This window comes from Methylophaga sp. SB9B, from assembly GCF_004832235.1.
GTDB classification, from domain to species: domain Bacteria; phylum Pseudomonadota; class Gammaproteobacteria; order Nitrosococcales; family Methylophagaceae; genus Methylophaga; species Methylophaga muralis.
On record NZ_SSXS01000099.1, the window covers coordinates 1 to 253 of the forward strand.

Here is a 253-nt window from a genome sequence, read left to right on the forward strand (position 1 = left end):
CAGCATAAAAAGAGAATTACAGCAGGTTAAACAACCTTGATTTAATAAGAAATGACCCCTAAAACAACAAAATAGTCATTACACAAGGCCCTGCGATAAAAAATTAAGAGGTGAACATGCAAAAAATCTGTCGAAACCGGAATAGTCATACCAATGGATCGGCCGAATGTCGATACCGACGCGATTATTCCAAAACAGTTTTTAAAATCAATTAAACGCAGTGGTTTTGGGCCGAATCTGTTTGATGAATGGC

The 253-nt window shown here is 37.5% G+C and carries 1 pseudogene; it reads left to right on the top strand.

The annotated features are described in order from the left end of the window. Positions 1 to 141: 141 nt before the first annotated feature. A pseudogene (locus E8Q33_RS16335) lies at positions 142 to 253 on the top strand (3-isopropylmalate dehydratase small subunit); the annotation flags it as partial.